This window comes from Pseudomonas sp. FG47, from assembly GCF_057809115.1.
In genome coordinates, this window is record NZ_JBMDJI010000002.1 from 162,764 (window position 1) to 177,791 (window position 15,028).

Consider the following 15,028-nt stretch of genomic DNA (forward strand, 5'->3'; position numbering starts at 1 on the left):
ACGTAATTTTCGTACGGGAATAAAAACGCCCGGCCAGGCCGGGCGTTGTACGCGACGGTCAGCTTAGATGCGTTTGGCCTGGGCCGCGGCGTTGCCGATGTAGGTCGCCGGGGTCAGTTGCTTGAGCTCGGCCTTGGCTTCGGCCGGCATGTCCAGGCCGTCGATGAAGGTCAGCAGCGCTTCAGGGGTGATGCCCTTGCCACGGGTCAGCTCCTTGAGCTTCTCGTAGGGGTTCTCGATGTTGAAGCGGCGCATCACGGTCTGGATCGGCTCGGCCAGGACTTCCCAGCAGGCATCCAGGTCGGCGGCGATACGGGCTTCGTTGACTTCCAGCTTGCCGATGCCCTTGAGGCTGGCTTCGTAGGCGATGACGCTGTGGGCGAAGCCCACGCCCAGGTTGCGCAGCACGGTGGAGTCGGTCAGGTCACGCTGCCAGCGCGAGATCGGCAGCTTGCTGGCCAGGTGCTGGAACAGCGCGTTGGCGATACCCAGGTTGCCTTCGGAGTTCTCGAAGTCGATCGGGTTGACCTTGTGCGGCATGGTCGAGGAGCCGATTTCGCCGGCAACGGTCTTCTGCTTGAAGTAGCCCAGCGAGATGTAGCCCCAGACGTCGCGGTCGAAGTCGATGAGGATGGTGTTGAAGCGGGCGATGGCGTCGAACAGCTCGGCAATGTAGTCGTGCGGCTCGATTTGGGTGGTGTAGGGGTTGAACTGCAGACCCAGCTCGTCCTCGATGAAGGCGCGGGCGTTGGCTTCCCAGTCGATCTGCGAGTAGGCCGACAGGTGGGCGTTGTAGTTGCCCACGGCGCCGTTGATCTTGCCCAGCAGTGGCACGGCGGCCACTTGCGCGATCTGGCGTTCCAGGCGGTAGACGACGTTGGCCAGTTCCTTGCCCAGGGTGGTCGGCGAGGCTGGCTGGCCGTGGGTGCGCGACAGCATCGGCACGGCGGCGTGGGTGTGGGCCAGGGTGCGGATCGCTTCGGCGATCTGACGCATCAGCGGCAGCAGCACTTCGTCACGGCCGGCGCGCAGCATCAGGGCGTGGGACAGGTTGTTGATGTCCTCGCTGGTGCAGGCGAAGTGGATGAACTCGCTGACCTTGGCCAACTCAGGCAACTGCGCGGCCTGCTCCTTGAGCAGGTACTCGATGGCCTTGACGTCGTGGTTGGTGGTGCGTTCGATCTCTTTGACGCGTTCGGCGTGCTCGAGCTTGAAATCGGTGGCCAGGCTGTCCAGCAGGGCGTTGGCTTCGGCGGAAAACGCCGGCACTTCGCCGATCTGCGGGTGGGCGGCCAGGCGCTGCAGCCAGCGTACTTCGACCAGGGCGCGGAAACGGATCAGGCCGAATTCGCTGAAGATGGGGCGCAGGGCCTGGGTTTTGCCGGCGTAACGGCCGTCTACAGGGGAAACCGCAGTGAGCGAGGAGAGCTGCATGGGGTGTTCTCGGACAGTCAGGCTTTTGGAAGGGCGCATATCATACATGAAAAACGCGCCGGGGTCGGGTGGCTGACCAAAGGTCGGGCCTATCAATCATGTTGCGATCCCCTGTAGGAGCGGCCTTGTGTCGCGAAAGGGCCGCATCGCGGCCCCAGGGTCTCGAGCCTGGCTCATGATTGCCGGGGCTGCTGCGCAGCCCTTTCGCGACACAAGGCCGCTCCTACACAGGGCGCTGTTTCAATCGTTGGTACGCGTCATGCCGTACAGCTCAGTGAGCAGCTTGCGCCGGCTGAACACCAGCTGCCAGCGGTGCCCGCCCAGCTGGCGCCACAGGCGCGCGGCGCGGATGCCGGCCAGCAGCAGGGCGCGGATCTTCGAGGCGTTGCTCGGCTGCTGCAGGAAGCGCATGTCGCCATGCACCTGGATGCGTTGGCGCAGGGTGCTCAGGGTGTCCTGGTACAAGGCTCCGCTGGAAGCGATGACGTTTTCATGAACCAGGCCGAAATGCTCAGCCTGGGACTGGATCTGTGGCAGGCGGTTGCCGATGGTGCCGAGCATGTCGCCGCGCTTGTTCAGCTGGCGTTCCAGGCCGAGCATCGACAGGGCGTAGCGCAGTGGCTCGCGCTGCAAGCTGCTGGGGTCGCGCTCCAGGGCGCCGACCAGCGCGCGGTAGCCGTCGCGCAGGTTGAGGTCGTCGCCGCCGAATACCTCAAGGGTGTTCTTGGGGTCGACCACCAGCAGGCTGCCGAGCATGCAGCCGATGTTGGCCTCGCTGGCCTGGCCGGTGCGGGCGATGCGGTCGACCAGCACCGCGGCCTGGAACACGCCGCCAAGGGCGATCAGCTGCTCCTGCAGGTTGCTCATGCGCGTGGGCTCCACGGCTCGGCGGTCTCGATCACGCCGCCGCCCAGGCACACTTCACCGTCGTAGAACACCACCGACTGCCCGGGGGTGACGGCGCGCTGTGGCTCGTCGAACACCGCCCGGTAGCCATGCCCGGTGCGCTCCAGGGTGCACTGCTGGTCACCCTGGCGGTAGCGTACCTTGGCCGTGAGGCGGCGCGGGTTGGAAAGGTCGATGGGGTTGACCCAGAAGATCTCCGAGGCCAGCAGGGCGCGGGAGAACAGCCACGGGTGCTCGTTGCCCTGGCCGACCACCAGCACGTTACGGGTCAGGTCTTTGTGCAGCACGTACCACGGCTCGTCGCTGGCGTCCTTCAGGCCGCCGATGCCCAGGCCCTGGCGCTGGCCGATGGTGTGGTACATCAGGCCATGGTGGCGGCCGATGACTTCACCGTCGGTGGTTTCGATATTGCCCGGCTGGGCCGGCAGGTACTGCTTGAGGAAGTCGCTGAAGCGGCGCTCGCCAATGAAGCAGATGCCGGTGGAATCCTTCTTCTTCGCGGTGGCCAGGCCATGTTTCTCGGCGATGGCACGGACCTCGGGCTTCTCCAGCTCGCCGACCGGGAACAGGGTACGGGCGATTTCCGTACCGCCCACGGCGTGCAGGAAATAGCTCTGGTCCTTGTTCGGGTCCAGGCCCTTGAGCAGCTCGGTGAGCGCGCCAGTGTCGCGGCGGCGCACGTAGTGGCCGGTGGCGATCAGGTCGGCGCCCAGGGACAGGGCGTAGTCGAGGAACGCCTTGAACTTGATTTCGCGGTTGCAGAGGATGTCCGGGTTCGGCGTGCGCCCGGCCTTGTATTCCTCGAGGAAGTGCTCGAACACGTTGTCCCAGTATTCGGCGGCGAAATTGGCGGTGTGCAGCTTGATGCCGATGCGGTCGCACACGGCCTGGGCGTCGGCCAGGTCTTCGCGGGCGGTGCAGTATTCGGTGCCGTCGTCCTCTTCCCAGTTCTTCATGAACAGACCTTCCACCTGGTAGCCCTGCTCCATGAGCAGAAGGGCGGAGACGGAAGAGTCCACGCCGCCGGACATGCCGACGATGACGCGGGTCTTGGCGGGGTCTTTGAGTGCTGGGCTGGTCATGGCTACCGATGTGTATCAGAGGGGAAAAACGCCGATTCTATCAAACCCGCGGGCTGGCGTCAGTCGCGCAGCAGTTCGAGGCTGTGCAGCGGGCCTTTGAGGTAGTCGTCCAGGCAGCGTGGCACCAGTTCGCTGCGCCAGCGCGACGGCTCGGCCAGCAGTTCGTCGCGGCTCAGCCATACGGCGCGGACGATGTCGCTGTCCAGGGCCAGGTCGGCATGCTGGCGCAACGGGCGGGCGGCGAAGCAGATGCGCTGGTAGGTGATGCCGTTGCTGGGGGCGGTGTACAGGTAGATGCCGACCACCCCGGTGAGTTCGACTTCCCAGGCGGTTTCCTCGAGGGTCTCGCGCAGGGCGGCCTGGGGTAGGGTCTCGTTGGGTTCCAGGTGGCCGGCGGGCTGGTTGAAGACGTGCTGGCCGGCCTTGAACTCCTCGACGAAGAGGAACTTGCCTTCGTGTTCGACGATGGTGGCGACGGTGATGTGGGGTTGCCAGGTCATATGCGATTCCTATGGTTGGCGCGGGCCTTGTAGGAGCGGCACAAGGCCGCTCCTACAAGGGACCGTTTCTGCGCTTCAGAAAGCACAAACCCCGGTGCGTGGCCGGGGTTTGTGCTGTTACTTCAAGCGAACCTTACAGCGCGGCAATGGCGCTGTTAAGGGTCTGGCTTGGGCGCATCACCTTGGCGGTCAGCTCGGCATCCGGGGCGTAGTAGCCACCGATGTCGGCCGGCTTGCCCTGGACGGCGGCCAGCTCGGCGACGATGGTCGCCTCGTTGTCGCTCAGGGCCTTGGCCAGCGGCGCGAAGCGCGCCTGCAGGGCGGCGTCGTCGGTCTGCGCGGCCAGTGCCTCTGCCCAGTACAGGGTCAGGTAGAAGTGGCTGCCACGGTTGTCGATACCGCCGACCTTGCGCGAAGGCGACTTGTTGGTGTCGAGGAACTTGCCGGTGGCCTGGTCCAGGGTGTTGGCCAGGACCTTGGCGCGCGGGTTGTCGTAGGTGTTGCCCAGGTGTTCCAGGGAAGCGGCCAGGGCCAGGAATTCACCCAGCGAGTCCCAACGCAGGAAGTTCTCTTCAACCAGCTGCTGCACGTGCTTGGGTGCCGAACCGCCGGCGCCGGTCTCGAACAGGCCACCGCCGTTCATCAGCGGCACGATCGACAGCATCTTGGCGCTGGTGCCCAGCTCCATGATCGGGAACAGGTCGGTCAGGTAGTCGCGCAGCACGTTACCGGTCACCGAGATAGTGTCCTTGCCTTCGCGGATGCGCGCCAGGGAGAACTTGATGGCGTCGACCGGGGCCAGGATGCGGATGTCCAGGCCGGCGGTGTCGTGATCCTTCAGGTAGGTCTGCACCTTCTCGATCATCACGCCGTCATGGGCGCGCGCCGGGTCCAGCCAGAACACCGCCGGGGTGTTGCTCAGGCGGGCGCGGTTGACAGCCAGCTTGACCCAATCCTGGATCGGCGCGTCCTTGGTCTGGCACATGCGGAAGATGTCACCGGCTTCGACGTTCTGCTCCAGCAGGACCTTGCCCTTGCCGTCGACCACGCGCACGACGCCGTCGGTCTTGACCTGGAAGGTCTTGTCGTGGGAGCCGTACTCTTCGGCCTTCTGCGCCATCAGGCCGACGTTCGGCACGCTGCCCATGGTGGTCGGGTCGAAGGCGCCGTTGGCCTTGCAGTCTTCGATGGTGGCCTGGTAGATGCCGGCGTAGCAACGGTCCGGGATCACGGCCTTGGCGTCTTGCAGCTCGCCGGCGGTGTTCCACATCTTGCCCGAGTCACGAATCATGGCTGGCATCGAGGCGTCGACGATGACGTCGCTCGGCACGTGCAGGTTGGTGATGCCCTTGTCGGAGTTGACCATGGCCAGGGCCGGGCGAACGGCGTACAGGGCCTGGATGTCGGCTTCGATCTCGGCTTGCTTTTCAGCAGGCAGGTCCTTGATGCGGGCGTACAGGTCGCCAATGCCGTTGTTGGCGTTGAAGCCTACTTCGGCCAGGGCAGCGGCGTGCTTGGCCAGCACGTCGTTGTAGAACTCCTCGACGATCACGCCGAACATGATCGGGTCGGAAACCTTCATCATGGTGGCTTTCAGGTGTACCGACAGCAGCACGCCGCTGGCCTTGGCATCGGCGATCTGCTCGGCGATGAAGGCTTTCAGGGCCTTGCGGCTCATGGTGGCGCAGTCGATGACTTCGGCGGCTTTTACCGAGGTCTTTTCTTTCAGGACGGTGGTGGAACCATCCTTGCCGACCAGCTCGATGCGCAGGCTGTCGTCAGCCTCGATCAGCGCGGCTTTTTCGCTGCCGTAGAAGTCGCCCTGGGTCATGTGGGCAACGTGCGACTTGGAGTCGGCGGCCCAGGCGCCCATCTTGTGCGGGTGCTTGCGGGCGTAGTTCTTGACCGACAGTGGCGCGCGGCGGTCGGAGTTGCCTTCGCGCAGCACTGGGTTTACCGCCGAGCCCTTGATGCGATCGTAGCGGGCGCGGGATTCTTTCTCTTCGGCGCTGGCTGGCTCGTCGGCGTAGTCGGGGATGTTGAAGCCCTTGGCCTGAAGTTCCTTGATCGCCGCCTTCAACTGCGGGACCGATGCGGAAATGTTCGGCAGCTTGATGATGTTGGCTTCAGGGGTGGTGGCCAGTTGGCCCAGTTCCGCCAGGTGATCGGCTACCTGCTTCTCGCTGCCCAGTTGCTCCGGGAAGGCCGCGAGGATACGACCGGCCAGGGAGATATCGCGGGTTTCGACGGCGATGTCGGCGCAAGCGGTGAAGGCTTCGACGATCGGCAGCAGCGAGTAGGTGGCGAGGGCGGGGGCTTCGTCGGTGAAGGTGTAGATGATCTTGGAACGGGTGGGCATGCGGGTTAACTCTCTATGTGCTGAGCGTACTCGAGTCTCGAGGTGCGCAGGGTAGGCGCTTCGCCCTGGCGACGCCATGAGCGGAAAGTCGAGAGGCTGCGAGCGGTGATGGTGGATGCATCAGTCGAGCGTCAAGTGCTGGGCTGCGGTAACAATCCAGGCTTCGTGGCCATGCTTGGCCAAGGGCGAGCCGCATTTTCCAAGGGTTCGCCCCGATGACCCTACGGTCGCGGCGCAGTATATCAAACCCTTTGGGCTAATCAGCAAGGCGAAGTGGTATCAGCGCATTTATAAGACCAAAGACGTAGGCGCAATGTGGCGCAATGACGCAGGTGCGAGGCTCACTCGCCCAGGCGCTGCTCGCGTGATGGCGGATAGCCGAAATACGCCGCGTAGCACTTGCTGAAGTGCGACACCGAGACGAAGCCGCAGGCCACCGCCACCTCCATCACCGACAGGTCCGAATACTGCAGCAGGCGCCGGCTCTTGGTGATGCGCAGCTCCATGTAGTAGCGTCGCGGCGAGGAGCCGAGCTGGGCCTGGAACAGCCGGTCGATCTGCCGCCGGGAGCGTCCGGAGTAAGCGGCCAGCTGGTCGAGGCTGAGGGTTTCCTCGAGGTTGTTCTCCATCAGCTCGACGATGGTGCGCAGGTGCAGGCTCATGGACTTCTTCGCCCCAGGGCCGACCTGGCGGTAGCGCGCGCCGGAGAACGAGAGGATTTCCTCCACGCCCTCGGCCAGGGCGTCGCCATGCAGGCGGCGCACCAGGCCAAGCATCAGCTCCATGGCGCCGTTGGGGCTGGCGGCGGTGAGGCGGTCGCGGTCGAGGGTGAAACTGGCCGGGGTGATGCGCGCCTGCGGGCTGATTTCGGCGAGGCTGGCGCGCTGCTCGGGGTGCACGCTGCAACCATAGTCGTCGAGGGCCCCGGCACGGCCGAGGAACCAGGCGCCGTTCCACAGCCCGCCTAGGGTCATGCCCTGGGCGACGCAGTCGGCCAGCAGGCGGTCGAGGCCGGGGTACTTCAACGGGGTGCGCAGGCCGCCGCAGATCACCAGCATGTCCAGTTCTGCCAGCATGCGCGGTTGCAGCGGGGTGGCGATCAGTTCCAGGCCCAGGTCGCTGAGCACTCGGTCGCCGCTCGGCGAAAGCGGGGTGTAGGCGAAACTGTCGGCGCGCAGCAGGTTGGCGGTGACCAGCACGTCCATGGCCACGGTAAAACTGGCCATGGAGAAGTGTTCGAGCAGGACGAAATCGACCCGGTAGGGGCGCTGCGCGCCAGCCTCGGCGGGCTTGAGCCGCAGCATGTTGCTGGTGCTGGTCTTCTTGCTGAACTGGCGTGGCGTGGGCACGGCGGACTCCGCTGGCGGGCTGGCGCGGCTGAGTGTGCGTCGGCTGGGAGGGAAAGACAACAGGGTGGACGGCGCTTTGGGCTATGCTGGCGGTCTTGTGTCGTTACCGGGGTCCGGATCCTCATGAAATACGCCATCGCCCTGTTGTTCAGCCTGCTGCCGCTGCTGGCCCACGCCCTTGAGCCGGGCGATAGGCTGGCGCCCTGGACCCTGCTCGACCAGTATGACAAGCCGTACAGCCTGAACCCGGAAACCCGCGTGCTGCTAGTGGCCCGTGACATGGACGGCGCGCGCTTGGTCAAGGCGGCCTTGGCCGAACGCCCGAAGGGCTACCTGGAAGCCCGCCAGGCGGTGTTCGTCGCCGATATCCAGCGCATGCCGGCATTGATCAGCAAGCTGTTCGCGGTGCCGGCGATGCGTGACTACTCCTACCGGGTGATGCTCGATCGCGAGGGCAGGGTAGCCAGCCGCTATGCCGGGGCCGCGGGACAGGTGCAGTGGCTGACCCTGGACCACGGCAAGCTGGTGGCGCAACGGGCGTTCAGTGACGCGCAGGCGCTGGGTGCGGCGCTGGAACGGTTTCGGTAGCAGCCGTGCCAGGCCTGCGGTGCTTGCTTCGCCAGCAAGCTGGCGCCTAGAGGGGCCATGCAGCCTGGAGCAATGCGGGCAACACCTCGGCCGCTGTTCCGGCGAGGGCGAATTCCCTGGGGTGTCCGGTCAGCGCCGGCTGCGGATTGACATGCACCACGGTGGCGCCGGCCGCCAGCGCCACTCGAGGAATCGACGCCGCCGGTTGCACCAGGCCGGAGGTTCCCACCGACAGCACCAGGTCGCAATGCTCGGCGGCGGCGAAGGCTCGTTCCAGCGTGCGCGCTGGCAACGCTTCGCCGAACCACATCACGCCGGGACGCAATGGGCCGGCGCAGTAGGCGCAGCGTGGGGGCTCGATGCGCCGGCCTTCGCCTGCGTTCTCATTCGGCGCCGGCATGTTGCGCACGGGTTTGGCGCAATCGAAGCAGCGAAAGGCATCCAGCCGACCGTGTAGGTGCAGCACGTCGCGGCTGCCGGCGCGCTCATGCAGGTCATCGACGTTCTGGGTAACCAGGGTCAGCCGCGGCACCCGTGTCGCCAGTTCGGCAATGGCCCGGTGCGCCGGGTTGGGCCGGGCCTCGGCGATGCCGGCGCGGCGCATTTCATACCAGCCCCAGACCAGCGCCGGGTCGGCGCGAAAACCTTCGGCGCTGGCCAGTCGCACCGGGTCGAAGCGTTCCCACAAGCCGCTGAGTTTGTCGCGAAAGGTGGCGATGCCACTTTCCGCGGACACGCCGGCACCGGTGAACACCAGCACATGGCGGGCCTGGGCGAGCAGCGTCGGGTGAAAAGGCATGCAGGGTCTCCGACAGGCGGGGCAGAGCGGTCACCCACTTTGCCAAGGCGACTGGTGCGGCACAAGATCCGACTGAACCCTGGGCAACGCAGGCAACCCAACGTGCTACATGCCAACGGGAGAAACTCATGGAAATCGGAACGATCTGGTTCGTCGTCGCGCTGCTGGTCATCCTCCTGGAGATCTGGGCCATCTGGCACATCATTGGCAGCGATCGTCGCGCCGAGCGCAAGATGCTGTGGGTGGTGTTCGTCGTCTACGCGCCGTTCCCCGGCCTGCTATTCTGGGCTTGGCGCGGGCCGCGAGCGGTCAAGGGCCGGGTAGTGCTGGAGGAGAAATGATCGGGCTTGACCTCGAGTTAAGTCCAGGTCTGATACTCGGCCGCTCTTGCCTTTGATGGAGCGATGCCATGACCCTGTCCAGTGCCTTTGTCCTGTCCAACCCGCAGGGGTTGTACGACCCTGGCGCCAACGCCTATTCCCATGTCGCCGAGGTCCAGGCCGGCAGCCGGTTGCTGTATATCGCCGGGCAGGGTGGCGAAGACCTGCAAGGACGGCTGTCGAGCCGTTTCGACGAGCAGGCGCGCCAGGCCCTGGCCAACCTGAAGATCGCCCTGGCGTCGCGGGGCGCGACGTTGCAGCACGTATGCAAGTTGACCTTGCTGGTGGTGGATCACTCCGAAGCGCGCCTGCGCCAGTGGGCGGCCGAAGCCGAGCGTGCCTGGGGTGGGCGGATGGCCCCGACCTGCACGCTGATCCCGGTGCCGCGCTTGGCGCTGGACGGCATGCTGGTGGAAATAGACGCCGTGGCCGCGTTGGTCCCGTAGCGGCCGGCGGTTCGCTAATGCTGTATGAGCCGGCTTGCTGGCGAGCACCGCGGCACGCAATCTTGCCGATACCCGGTAGAATCGCGGTTCTTTCCTTCGCCGAGCGTTATCCATGGCCGTGCCCATCGAGCTGCTCCAGACCGGCCCCGAACACGCCGGCCTGGTGCGTAACCTCTACCAGTTCTACGCCTACGAGTCCTCCGATTGGGAGCAGGAGGACATCGAGGCGGACGGCCGCTTCTATATTCACGAGCCCCATTTCCAGCGCTATTGGCAGGCGACAGACTGGAGCGCCAACCTGATCCTGGTCGACGGTTTCATCGCCGGCTTCGTGCTGGTCGAGCGTAGCGAGCTGCCGGGGGTCGATGCCCTCGAGCTGGCCGACTTATTCGTGCTCAAAAAATACCGGCGCCTGGGCGTGGGGCTGGCGGTGGCACGGCAGTTCCTCAGCGAAGGCCCGCACGACTGGCTGCTGCGTTGCCATGCCGAGGACGCGCCGGCCTTGGCGTTCTGCCAGGCAGTGCTGGCTGACCTGCCGCGTCCGGTACGGGAAATCGCCCTGGATGATGAGCCGCAGTTGCGCAACTACTGGGTGACCCAACGTCTGCACTGAGTCGCTTGGCGGCGAATAATGTGACAGGCTTCACAAAACCTGTCCGTCGCGCGGCATAATGCCAGCATCTTGTGCACCCGCAGGTCAGGTAAAGCCCATGCCGCTCGCCCCCAGTTCCGACATGATGTACCGGCTGTTGATCCAGAGCGTGGCGGACTACGCCATCTACCTGCTCACCCCGGACGGCATCGTCGCCAACTGGAACCCCGGCGCGCAGCGGGCCAAGGGCTACAGCGCCGAGGAGATAGTCGGCCAGCACTTCTCGGTGTTCTATACCGCCCAGGACCGTGACGCCGGGTTGCCCGCGCTGAGCCTGGCCACGGCCCGGGCCGAGGGGCGCTTCCAGGCCGAGGGCCTGCGCCAGCGCAAGGACGGTTCGCAGTTCTGGACCAGCGTGGTGATCGAGCCGATCAAGGACGAGGCCAGCGGCCAGGTGATCGGCTTTGCCAAGATCACCCGCGATATTTCCGAGCGTCGACGCAATGAACTGGAGTTGCTCAAGGCCAAGGAGCTCGCCGAACAGTACAGCCAGGAAATGACCAGCTTGTCGCAGTTCCTCGATTCGGTGATCGCCAACATCCCCGCCAGCGTCATCGTCCAGGACCTGCAAAGCCAGCAGATCCTGCTGGCCAACCAGCAGGCCGAGCGCCTGTTCGGCGGCCAGGGCGCGAGCATGGTCGGCCAGCTACCGGCGCAGTGCCTGGCCCCGGCGGCGGCCCGCTACCTGGAGCAGCAACTGGCGCGGGGCGCGCGCAGCGCCAAAGGCTACCAGGCCGAGACGCGGGTCATTAGCGCCTGTGGCCCGCGCACCCTGCGCAGCCGCGCCATGCGCTGCCAGAACCGCGAGGGGCAGGGTGACTATGTGTTGTTCGTTGCCGAGGATGCCACCGAGGAACTGGCGGCCCATGCGCAGATCCATCACATGGCCCACCACGATGCCCTGACCGGCCTGCCCAACCGCACCCTGTTCAACGAGCGCCTCAAGCAGGCGCTGCTGCGTGGCGAGCACAGCGGCACCTTGACCGCCACCCTGTGCTTGGACCTGGACAATTTCAAGAACATCAACGATACCCAGGGCCACGCCTTCGGCGACAAGCTGCTGCGCACGCTGGGCAAGCGCCTGCGCCGCGAACTGCGCGAGCACGACACCCTGGCGCGGTTGGGCGGCGACGAGTTCGCCGTGGTGCTGTCGGGGTTGGAAACCCGCGATGCCGCATGCAATACCGCACAGCGTCTGATCGAAGCGATCTGCCCGCCGTTCCAAATCGACGGGCACCAGTTCAGTGTCGGGATAAGCATTGGGGTTGCCATCGCGCCGCACGATCATGACCAGGCCGAGCAGTTGCTCGGCTACGCCGACATGGCGCTGTACGAGGCCAAGCGTAATGGTCGCAACCGTTACGAGTGCTTCCATGTCGAACTTGATGTCGCCGCCCGCCAGCGCCGTCTGGTCGAGACCGACCTGCGCACGGCCTTGCACCTGGGGCAGTTGCAGCTGCACTACCAGCCAGTGGTCGACCAGCAAAACCACAGCGTGACCGGCTACGAGGCATTGTTGCGCTGGGAGCACCCGGCGCGGGGGATGATCATGCCGCTGGACTTCATCCCTATTGCCGAGGAAACCGGGCTGATCCACGAGATCGGTGCCCGCGCGCTGAACCTGGCCTGCCAGGAGGCGGCCAGCTGGGGCACGACGCAGACCGTGTCGGTCAATCTCTCGCCGGTGCAGTTCAAGAATGCCAACCTGGTCCACAGCGTGGCCTTGGCCCTGGCCGATTCAGGCCTGCCAGCCAGCCGGCTGGAGCTGGAGATCACCGAGTCGGTACTGCTGGGCAACAGCGAAGAGAACGTGGCCACGCTGCGTGCGCTGAAGGATCTGGGCGTGTCGATTTCGCTCGACGACTTCGGTACCGGTTATTCCTCGCTTGGTTACTTGCGCTCGTTCCCGTTCGATCGGATCAAGATCGACAAATCGTTCATCCACGACATGTGTGAAAGCCGCGAGGCGATGTCGATCGTCCGCGCGATCACCGAGCTGTCCAATAGCCTGATGATCAAGACTACGGCCGAGGGGGTAGAGTCGGCGGAGCAGATGGAACGGTTGCTGGCCGAGGGGTGCTCGCACTTCCAGGGGTATCTGTACGGGCGCCCGGCGCCGGCAAGCGAACGCCTCAAGCAGATCGCCACGGCCTTGTAGGGGCTGGCCCTCCTGGAACAATCCTGGCCTTGCCCGTTGCTTGGCCGGGCAAGCCCGCTGCGCGTCGGCGTGGTCCGAAGGACGGCGTGATCGCCGATGGGGCAGAAAATGTACCGGTTGGAACAAAAAGCCGGGTCGGCAATGTTCAGCGCGCTGCATCTCTTCTAGAATCCGCGCATGCCCAGGCGTCTGGCTTGGGCGCTTGCCCGAGGGGCCCATGAGTTCCAGCACGCCGCTGTCCGGAATCAACCAACCGCTGCGCGGTATCGCCCTGGTGGTGGTGGCGACGTTCCTGTTTGCCAGCCATGACGGGCTGTCCAAGTTCCTGGGCGGCATCTACCCGATCATCATGGTGGTCTGGGCGCGTTACCTGGTGCATACCCTGTTGATGGCCGGGATCTTCCTGCCCAAGGCGGGCCTTGCCGTGCTACGCACCCGGCGGCCGTTGCTGCAGACCTTGCGCGCCTTGAGCCTGCTCGGCACCAGCTTGCTGTTCACCGCCGGCTTGCAGTACCTGCCGCTGGCCGAGGCGACCGCGGTCAACTTCCTGACGCCGGTGTTGGTCACCGCGCTGTCGGTGCCGCTGCTCAAGGAGCGGGTGACCACGGCGCAGTGGCTGCTGGTGGTGATGGGCTTCATCGGCGTGCTGGTGGTGGTGCACCCAGGCGGTGCGATGTTCACCCCGGCGATCCTGTTCCCCTTCGGCTCGGCGCTGGTGTTCTGTTTCTACCAGTTGCTCACGCGCAAGCTGGCGGTCCATGACGCGCCGACCACCAGCAATTTCTATGCGGGGTTGTGCAACACCTTGGTCATGACGGCACTGGTGCCGTTCTTCTGGCAGACCCCGCAGTGGTCCGATGTGCCATTCATGCTGGCGCTGGGGGGCTGCGGGATGACCGCGCACCTGCTGCTGACCCAGGCATTCCGGCATGCGGCGCCGGCGCTTTTGGCACCGTTCAGCTACTGCCAGATCGTGTTTGCCGGGTTGCTGGGGCTGCTGGTGTTCGGCCAGGCACCGGACAAGGTGAGCCTGGCCGGCATCGCGATCATCTGCCTGAGCGGGCTGGGGGCGGCCTGGATGCAGCGGGCTCGCTCCTAGGGCGTAGCGCCGGCTTGCCGGCGAACACCGGCAACGCCGTTGCCATCCACCAAGCTGGCCGGCTAGGTTTGATCGGCGTCGATGTGATTCGACTTCTTGTCCCGGGTGCGCAACAACGACAGCAGCACCCCACCCAGCAACAGGCCGAACGTCACCCCCAGTGACACCCCCGCCGGCACCTTGCCCACCAGTCCATGCCAGAAAATCTTGCAGCCGATGAAGATCAACACCATGGCCAGCGCGTACTTGAGGTAGACGAACCGGTGCATCAGCGCCGCCAGGGCGAAATACAGCGAGCGCAGACCAAGGATGGCGAAGATGTTCGAGGTGTAGACGATGAATGGGTCCTGGGTGATGGCGAAAATCGCCGGCACGCTGTCGACGGCGAACACCAGGTCGGCCAGCTCGATCAGCACCAGCGCCAGGAACAGCGGCGTGGCGTAACGGACAGCTTGGTCCGTGCCGGGTGGGGCCAGGCGCACGAAGAAGTGGCGACCATGCAGCTGGTCGGTGACGCGTATGTGCCGGCGCACGAAACGCAGCACCGGGTTGTTGGCCAGGTCCGGATGGCTATCGTCCTTGCTCAGCGCCATCTTGACCCCGGTGAACAGCAGGAAGGCGCCGAAGATATATAGCACCCAGGCAAAGTGCTGCACCAGCGCCGCGCCGACGCCGATCATGATTGCCCGCAGCACCACCACCCCGAGGATGCCCCAGAACAGCACGCGGTGCTGGTAGCGGCGGGGGATTGCGAAGAAGCTGAAGATCATCGCCATGACGAACACGTTGTCCATCGACAGCGACTGTTCGACCAGGAACCCGGTGTAGAACTCCAGCGCCGGCTGTGCGCCCAGCTCGAACCATACCCACACCCCGAACAGCACGCCGACACTGAAGTAACCGGCATACAGCAGCAGGCTCTCGCGCATTTCGATTTCGCGGTCCTGGCGGTGCAGCACGCCAAGGTCCAGGACCAGCAAGCCCACGACGATGACGATGAACACTAGCCACAACCAGGTGCTGGTGCCGAGAAACGGCGTGAAGAGGAATGTCTGCAGAGCTGTCATGAGCCCCTCCTTGAATGTCGACGTTGCATGGCAACAGTGATTCCGACATGGCGGCGCGTGCCGTCAGAGGGGCCCGGTATCACATGGGCTTGAGCCTAGCCGTGAATGCCAGGGTTGCCGAATGGCGAGGTGTTACAGTTTTTTGCGTTAAAAAGTAAATTGCGAATCATTAGCGATTGTAAAGTCTTCGTAACAACCCTAGCATGCGC

General features: G+C 65.0%; 14 protein-coding genes. 6 read left to right on the top strand and 8 right to left on the bottom strand.

What is annotated here, in order from left to right; translation table 11 throughout:
* Window positions 1-63: 63 nt before the first annotated feature.
* The 6 genes from purB to ACODS5_RS03535 all read right to left on the bottom strand — a co-directional run bounded on the left by purB (window position 64) and on the right by ACODS5_RS03535 (window position 7,630).
* A complete protein-coding gene (purB, locus tag ACODS5_RS03510) occupies window positions 64-1,434 on the bottom strand; it encodes an adenylosuccinate lyase (RefSeq protein ID WP_134692768.1) in 1,371 nt (456 codons plus the stop codon).
* 240 nt (window positions 1,435-1,674) lie between these two features.
* A complete protein-coding gene (gene hflD, locus ACODS5_RS03515; protein WP_489107919.1) occupies window positions 1,675-2,301 on the bottom strand; it encodes a high frequency lysogenization protein HflD in 627 nt (208 codons plus the stop codon).
* Window positions 2,298-3,422, bottom strand: coding sequence for a tRNA 2-thiouridine(34) synthase MnmA (mnmA, locus tag ACODS5_RS03520; RefSeq protein WP_134692770.1), 1,125 nt, complete (start codon window positions 3,420-3,422; stop codon window positions 2,298-2,300). Before mnmA ends, hflD begins: the two co-directional genes overlap by 4 nt.
* A 59-nt stretch (window positions 3,423-3,481) precedes the next feature.
* A complete protein-coding gene (locus tag ACODS5_RS03525) occupies window positions 3,482-3,922 on the bottom strand; it encodes an NUDIX hydrolase (RefSeq protein WP_134692771.1) in 441 nt (146 codons plus the stop codon).
* A gap of 133 nt (window positions 3,923-4,055) precedes the next feature.
* Window positions 4,056-6,281: an NADP-dependent isocitrate dehydrogenase gene (locus ACODS5_RS03530; protein WP_134692772.1), complete on the bottom strand. Its 2,226-nt coding sequence runs from the start codon at window positions 6,279-6,281 to the stop codon at window positions 4,056-4,058.
* Window positions 6,282-6,622: 341 nt separating this feature from the next.
* Entirely contained in the window at window positions 6,623-7,630 is a 1,008-nt protein-coding gene (locus ACODS5_RS03535; protein ID WP_489107920.1) for a GlxA family transcriptional regulator, read from the bottom strand.
* Between the two features lie 123 nt (window positions 7,631-7,753).
* Here ACODS5_RS03535 and ACODS5_RS03540 point away from each other — a divergent pair, with 123 nt between their 5' ends.
* Window positions 7,754-8,218, top strand: coding sequence for an FAD/FMN-containing dehydrogenase (locus tag ACODS5_RS03540; RefSeq protein WP_489107921.1), 465 nt, complete (start codon window positions 7,754-7,756; stop codon window positions 8,216-8,218).
* Between the two features lie 46 nt (window positions 8,219-8,264).
* On the opposite strand, the gene ACODS5_RS03545 is transcribed toward ACODS5_RS03540, so the two are convergent.
* Complete coding sequence (locus ACODS5_RS03545; RefSeq protein ID WP_489107922.1) at window positions 8,265-9,017, bottom strand: SIR2 family NAD-dependent protein deacylase; 753 nt, start codon at window positions 9,015-9,017, stop codon at window positions 8,265-8,267.
* Between the two features lie 128 nt (window positions 9,018-9,145).
* On the opposite strand from ACODS5_RS03545, the gene ACODS5_RS03550 reads away from it, so the two are divergent.
* The 5 genes from ACODS5_RS03550 to ACODS5_RS03570 all read left to right on the top strand — a co-directional run bounded on the left by ACODS5_RS03550 (window position 9,146) and on the right by ACODS5_RS03570 (window position 13,752).
* Window positions 9,146-9,358 carry a PLDc N-terminal domain-containing protein gene (locus tag ACODS5_RS03550; RefSeq protein WP_489107923.1) on the top strand — a complete coding sequence of 71 codons (213 nt, stop codon included), beginning with the start codon at window positions 9,146-9,148 and terminating at the stop codon, window positions 9,356-9,358.
* A gap of 68 nt (window positions 9,359-9,426) precedes the next feature.
* The gene (locus ACODS5_RS03555) at window positions 9,427-9,843 is read left to right on the top strand and encodes a RidA family protein (RefSeq protein WP_134692777.1); all 417 of its coding nucleotides are present in this window, start codon (window positions 9,427-9,429) and stop codon (window positions 9,841-9,843) included.
* Between the two features lie 112 nt (window positions 9,844-9,955).
* Window positions 9,956-10,456, top strand: a complete 501-nt coding sequence (locus ACODS5_RS03560) for a GNAT family N-acetyltransferase (protein WP_134692778.1) — start codon at window positions 9,956-9,958, stop codon at window positions 10,454-10,456.
* A gap of 97 nt (window positions 10,457-10,553) precedes the next feature.
* Window positions 10,554-12,653, top strand: a complete 2,100-nt coding sequence (locus tag ACODS5_RS03565) for a sensor domain-containing protein (RefSeq protein ID WP_134692779.1) — start codon at window positions 10,554-10,556, stop codon at window positions 12,651-12,653.
* 217 nt (window positions 12,654-12,870) lie between these two features.
* On the top strand, window positions 12,871-13,752 hold the full coding sequence (locus tag ACODS5_RS03570) for a DMT family transporter (RefSeq protein WP_489107924.1): 882 nt from the start codon (window positions 12,871-12,873) through the stop codon (window positions 13,750-13,752).
* Window positions 13,753-13,814: 62 nt separating this feature from the next.
* Here ACODS5_RS03570 and ACODS5_RS03575 read toward each other — a convergent pair whose 3' ends face one another.
* Window positions 13,815-14,819, bottom strand: a complete 1,005-nt coding sequence (locus ACODS5_RS03575; RefSeq protein ID WP_134692781.1) for a TerC family protein — start codon at window positions 14,817-14,819, stop codon at window positions 13,815-13,817.
* Window positions 14,820-15,028: the final 209 nt, after the last annotated feature.

Excerpts from the sequence above, each read along its gene's own strand:
- purB (WP_134692768.1), bottom strand. The coding sequence starts at position 1,434 with ATGCAGCTCTCCTCGCTCACTGCGGTTTCCCCTGTAGACGGCCGTTAC.
- hflD (WP_489107919.1), bottom strand. The coding sequence starts at position 2,301 with ATGAGCAACCTGCAGGAGCAGCTGATCGCCCTTGGCGGCGTGTTCCAG.
- mnmA (WP_134692770.1), bottom strand. The coding sequence starts at position 3,422 with ATGACCAGCCCAGCACTCAAAGACCCCGCCAAGACCCGCGTCATCGTC.
- ACODS5_RS03525 (WP_134692771.1), bottom strand. The coding sequence starts at position 3,922 with ATGACCTGGCAACCCCACATCACCGTCGCCACCATCGTCGAACACGAA.
- ACODS5_RS03530 (WP_134692772.1), bottom strand. The coding sequence starts at position 6,281 with ATGCCCACCCGTTCCAAGATCATCTACACCTTCACCGACGAAGCCCCC.
- ACODS5_RS03540 (WP_489107921.1), top strand. The coding sequence starts at position 7,754 with ATGAAATACGCCATCGCCCTGTTGTTCAGCCTGCTGCCGCTGCTGGCC.
- ACODS5_RS03545 (WP_489107922.1), bottom strand. The coding sequence starts at position 9,017 with ATGCCTTTTCACCCGACGCTGCTCGCCCAGGCCCGCCATGTGCTGGTG.
- ACODS5_RS03550 (WP_489107923.1), top strand. The coding sequence starts at position 9,146 with ATGGAAATCGGAACGATCTGGTTCGTCGTCGCGCTGCTGGTCATCCTC.
- ACODS5_RS03555 (WP_134692777.1), top strand. The coding sequence starts at position 9,427 with ATGACCCTGTCCAGTGCCTTTGTCCTGTCCAACCCGCAGGGGTTGTAC.
- ACODS5_RS03560 (WP_134692778.1), top strand. The coding sequence starts at position 9,956 with ATGGCCGTGCCCATCGAGCTGCTCCAGACCGGCCCCGAACACGCCGGC.
- ACODS5_RS03565 (WP_134692779.1), top strand. The coding sequence starts at position 10,554 with ATGCCGCTCGCCCCCAGTTCCGACATGATGTACCGGCTGTTGATCCAG.
- ACODS5_RS03570 (WP_489107924.1), top strand. The coding sequence starts at position 12,871 with ATGAGTTCCAGCACGCCGCTGTCCGGAATCAACCAACCGCTGCGCGGT.
- ACODS5_RS03575 (WP_134692781.1), bottom strand. The coding sequence starts at position 14,819 with ATGACAGCTCTGCAGACATTCCTCTTCACGCCGTTTCTCGGCACCAGC.